Raw genomic sequence first — 4063 nt, forward strand, 5'->3', positions numbered from 1 at the left:
CGCGCCGCCCAGCACGGCGGTCAGCGCGGCGAGGCCGGGGCGCGTCCGCCAGGCGGCATCGGGAAGGCTCATGCCCATTGCAGTCGTCGCCTCAGATTGACGATCATTGCAGCGGTCGCGCCCCAGATGCGGCGGTCGTTCCAGATGATCTCGTAATAATGCCGCTCATGACCCTGCCACTCGACGCTGGCTTCGACATGATTGCCCGAATCTAGCAGGAATTCGAGTGGAACCTCGAACACGTTCGCGACCTCGGCTCGCTCGGGTGGAGCACAAGGTCGGGGGGGATGACGCCGATCACCGGCGTCACCTGAAAGCCGGTGACGGTGCGATAGGTATCGGCCTGGCCGATGACGGTCACGCGGTCGCGCGGCAACGCGATCTCTTCCTCGGCCTCGCGCAGCGCAGCGGTGACGATATCCTCGCCGGGATCGATCCGGCCGCCGGGAAAGGCGATCTGGCCCGCATGCTTGCGCATCGTCTCGGTACGCTGGGTCAGGATCACCCCGGGTTCGGCTCGATCGGTCACCGCGATCAGCACTGCCGCGGGCAGCAGCGTATCGCCGGGCGGCAGATCGATATCGTCACGGTCGCCGGTCAGCAGGATCATGCCCGGCTCGACACCCCGCGACAGCGCGCTACGCAGCCGATCGGCGAGCGTCACGCGGCGATGTCTTCGGGCGACGGCATCGCGGGTTCGAGCGGGAAGAACTGGCCGTCGCTCCATAGTCCGACCGGCGACTCGCCGCCCGCGATCGCGCGGTCGGCGAGCTCGTAATAGACCGGGCGTGCCACCACCGCCTCCATCCCGCCACGGACCATCAGATAGGGTCGCGGGCCGTCCTCATCCTCGACGAAGCGGATCGGGTGCGCGGCGCCCGCGGTGACGAGATCGCCGGTGTTGAGCCGGAAGGTCAGCCTGGTCGCCGGACCCTCGCCATCGATCTTTACCTCGACCGCAACGAACGGCACGTCCTCGACGACGATGTCGAGCTTCTCAACCGGGGTGACCAGGACATAGCCGCCCGATGGCTCGCGCCTGAGGATCGTCGAGAAGAGCCGGACCATCGCCTCGCGGCCGATCGGCGTGCCCTGATGATACCAGGTCCCGTCGCGCGCGATCCGCATTTCGCTGTCGCCACAATGCGACGGATTCCATTTGTCGACCGGCGGCAGTTTCTGCTCGTCGGCGAGCCGGGCGATTTCGGCGAGGCTCAGCGAGGCAAGATCGGGGAGGGGGTCCATAGGCATGAGCGCGAGGTAGGGCGCGCATGGCCTCTCGTAAAGTCTCGCGGCGGCAGGCGAAGCGCCAGGCCGCGCTCCGGCATCGTCAGCCGGCTGCGCCTGCGCGCGGGCCGAGCATTCCAGCGTCGTCGGGTACGGCCCCGCCCAGTGCAAGAAGCCGGTGACGTTCGACCGGACCCGGTGCCTGCCACGCGGCTGTGCGGTCAGCGGAAAAGCCGAAGAACCGGCCATAATAGTCCGGATCGCCGATCAGCATCAGCGCGTCGCCCAGATCGCTCGCCGCAGCGACCTCGAGTGCGCGCGCTACCAGCGCCCGGCCGATGCCGTCGCCCTGATGGCCCGGCGCGACCGCGACCGGGCGACCATCACCAGCGGCAATGCCGCCTGCGCGGTCATGAGCGCGATCGGCCAGCACTGGATCGAGCCCAGCAGCATGTCGCCCGACACGGCGGCAAAGCTGAGCGTCGGGATCGCGGTTCCATCGCCGCGGATCATATAGGCGGTCCGGCCATGACGATCCTGCCCGAACGCGCGGTCGAGCAGCGCCTCGACCTCGGCATCCGGGACGGCGTTCAAGGGGACGAGTTCGAACACCGGCTTCTCCAGCGCCGGCGCAGGAACGTCCGGGGCCGCGCGCTTTACGCAGCACGTCGCCGAACGCAAGCGGAACCGGCGCAGCGGCGCGTCCGCCCCGGGCCTTCCCTACGGTCGCGGCTCTGCTAGAGCGCGGCGATGCAAGACAGTCTTCAGCTCGAAGTGCACGACATGGAAGTGCAGGTGCTCACCGGAATCTATTCGGAGGAGACGCATCTGCCCCAGCCGCTGCGGATTTCGCTCACCGTCGATCTCACCTGCCCGAGCCGGTTCGACCCCGACACACCCCTGTCGGCGTCGAAAAACTATCTCGATCTGAAACATGCCGCGACCACGGCCTTGCCGACGGGCGTGCATTTCACGCTGATCGAGGCCGTTGCCGACCATATCTGCGAGACGCTGTTCCTGCAGGACGCGCGTGTTCAGCGGGTCGCGGTGAAGATCGTCAAGCTGGCGATCGCCGAAGCGGGCGAGGCGATCGGCGTGACGCTCGTGCGACATCGTCGGTGAGATCGTGCGGCTGATCTTGAGCGAGCGTGACGATATCGCGGCGTGCGTGCGCGATGCGCGCGCGCGGCTGGGCACCGACGACAGCCTGGTCGTCGTGATTCGCGAAAGCAGCGATTCGCTTTTTGCCGCCCGGGCCCGCGCGTTGATCGCACCGCTCGCGATCGAGGCGGCGCCGCTGACGCGAATCAACGCCGTCCTGTCCCATAATGGGGCGCGGGCCGCCGATGTCGAAGCGGCGATCAGCTACCTAGAGACGGCCCTGTCGACGACCGGGCAGATCGTCGAGATCCGCTGATCGGACCCTCGCTCGGTGGTCCGGTTAGCGCCGCGGGCTGCGTCCACAGGGGCCGAGCGCACGAAGAACGAACTGATAATCCTCACGCGCGATCACCGCGTCGGTGGCTGCCATCGACGCGGCGCTGCGATCCGGCATCGCGGCGGGAAGCGCGCAGGCTAGCCGGTACCACAACAGCGAACCACGCGGCGGAGGGGCCGCGGCCTCGTCGACGATCTCGCTCAGCGCGACCGCCCAGCGGGGTTGCTCGCCGGGCCGCCGCAGGATCGACAGCGAGACGGGGCGCTGATCCGAAGTGGTCAGGAAGATCTGCGTTTCGCCTTCGCCGGGCAGGGCGCCTGGCACGTGAAAGGCGTTGCCGATCCCGGTGATGACGGGCGGCGCGTCGGCGGCGAGCACCTCGCGGGCGATGCGGCGGACCTGCGCGTCGAGAGCGGGCGTCCAGTCGCGTTGCGCGTCGCGCGCGACGAGCTGGATCTGGGCGGTCGACGTTCCGGCGGTACGTGCAAACAGCAGCACCCGCGCCTTTTTCAGCTTTGGTAGGCGACCGTTGGAATCCGGCGCAACATCAAGCAGATAGCCGAGTCTTGGGGCCACACCACCACTGCCGCGAATCAGCGCGGTTACGTCGGCCTCGACATAGAAACGCACGAGCCCGGGTGCGACATCCGCCGCCTCTGCGCCCTTGATCCGCGCGGTCGAGCGAATCGTCGCGTCGGCGATCACCGGCGCGGCGAGAACGAGATCCGCAAGGTCCGCATAGCCCGCGCCCTGGTCGGCGGCCGCGGGCTGGACGGGACCCGCACTGGCGGCGCCGACCGGCACCGCATCGCGCGCGCCTTCCCATTGCTGATCAAGCTGTTCGGGGGTCAGCGTCGTCGAGTCGCCGGCGATGTTTTGCTGCGGCGCGGTCGGCACGGATCGCGGCGGGGGGGGCCGTCTGCGCAACGATCGGGGCCGCGGCGATGACGGCGAACAGGGTCATGAGCGGTGGGATGGAACGTGGGGATATCATCGCCATGGGCTACGCGATGGCGGATGAACGTTACAGAAATAAAATTGCCATCATACGCTTGTACGTTTGTTGCGTCCGACAAAGCGTTTGCGTGTCGCATGGCGTGGCGATAGACATTGCGCACTGCCGCGTGGAATTTTTGCTTCACGGCACACGTTTGCGTTGCGCCTGCCCCCATGCGCGACTGCGTGAAGGCAGACAGAATAAGGGAGTGTCGTTGCTGAATGGCCTATGTTGACCAGAAGATGTCCTCAGGCAAAATCGTCGCGATCGTCATCGTCGCGCTGATTCATGCTGCCTTGGGCTATGCTTTCGTCACCGGCCTCGCGTTTCAATACGTGAAAAAGGCCACCGAAAAGTTAAACACGTTCGACGTGGAGCCGCCGCCACCGCCGCCTCCGCCC

At 67.2% G+C, this 4063-nt stretch carries 6 protein-coding genes and 2 pseudogenes; 3 read left to right on the forward strand and 5 right to left on the reverse strand.

Annotated elements, in window-relative coordinates:
* Window positions 1-68: 68 nt before the first annotated feature.
* The 4 genes and pseudogenes from NI18_RS15510 to NI18_RS28095 form a co-directional block, all read right to left on the reverse strand.
* Window positions 69-664, reverse strand: a pseudogene (locus tag NI18_RS15510) (CoA pyrophosphatase).
* Window positions 661-1251: a DUF1285 domain-containing protein gene (locus tag NI18_RS15515; RefSeq protein ID WP_081877670.1), complete on the reverse strand. Its 591-nt coding sequence runs from the start codon at window positions 1249-1251 to the stop codon at window positions 661-663. Before NI18_RS15515 ends, NI18_RS15510 begins: the two are co-directional and overlap by 4 nt.
* Window positions 1252-1330: 79 nt before the next feature.
* Window positions 1331-1660 carry a GNAT family N-acetyltransferase gene (locus tag NI18_RS28090; RefSeq protein ID WP_347574869.1) on the reverse strand — a complete coding sequence of 110 codons (330 nt, stop codon included), beginning with the start codon at window positions 1658-1660 and terminating at the stop codon, window positions 1331-1333.
* The gene (locus NI18_RS28095) at window positions 1549-1839 is read right to left on the reverse strand and encodes a hypothetical protein (protein WP_347574870.1); all 291 of its coding nucleotides are present in this window, start codon (window positions 1837-1839) and stop codon (window positions 1549-1551) included. The genes NI18_RS28090 and NI18_RS28095 overlap by 112 nt, the downstream gene beginning before the upstream one ends.
* Before the next feature lie 138 nt (window positions 1840-1977).
* Between NI18_RS28095 and NI18_RS15525 the strand changes: the two genes are divergently transcribed.
* Both NI18_RS15525 and NI18_RS15530 read left to right on the forward strand, forming a co-directional pair.
* Window positions 1978-2349 carry a dihydroneopterin aldolase gene (locus NI18_RS15525; RefSeq protein WP_031395199.1) on the forward strand — a complete coding sequence of 124 codons (372 nt, stop codon included), beginning with the start codon at window positions 1978-1980 and terminating at the stop codon, window positions 2347-2349.
* A gap of 4 nt (window positions 2350-2353) precedes the next feature.
* Complete coding sequence (locus NI18_RS15530; protein WP_037531210.1) at window positions 2354-2644, forward strand: Rossmann fold domain-containing protein; 291 nt, start codon at window positions 2354-2356, stop codon at window positions 2642-2644.
* A gap of 24 nt (window positions 2645-2668) precedes the next feature.
* Here the strand turns inward: NI18_RS15530 and NI18_RS15535 are convergent, their stop codons facing one another.
* Entirely contained in the window at window positions 2669-3562 is an 894-nt protein-coding gene (locus tag NI18_RS15535; protein WP_306286455.1) for a hypothetical protein, read from the reverse strand.
* A gap of 321 nt (window positions 3563-3883) precedes the next feature.
* Here NI18_RS15535 and NI18_RS15540 point away from each other — a divergent pair.
* A pseudogene (locus NI18_RS15540) lies at window positions 3884-4063 on the forward strand (energy transducer TonB); the annotation flags it as partial.

Origin of the sequence: Sphingomonas sp. Ant20, from assembly GCF_000783375.1 — a bacterium.
GTDB lineage: Bacteria > Pseudomonadota > Alphaproteobacteria > Sphingomonadales > Sphingomonadaceae > Sphingomonas > Sphingomonas aerolata.

Bases quoted from the DNA above. Each gene is read 5' to 3' on its own strand.
- NI18_RS15515 (WP_081877670.1), bottom strand. From the start codon at position 1,251: ATGCCTATGGACCCCCTCCCCGATCTTGCCTCGCTGAGCCTCGCCGAA.
- NI18_RS15525 (WP_031395199.1), top strand. From the start codon at position 1,978: ATGCAAGACAGTCTTCAGCTCGAAGTGCACGACATGGAAGTGCAGGTG.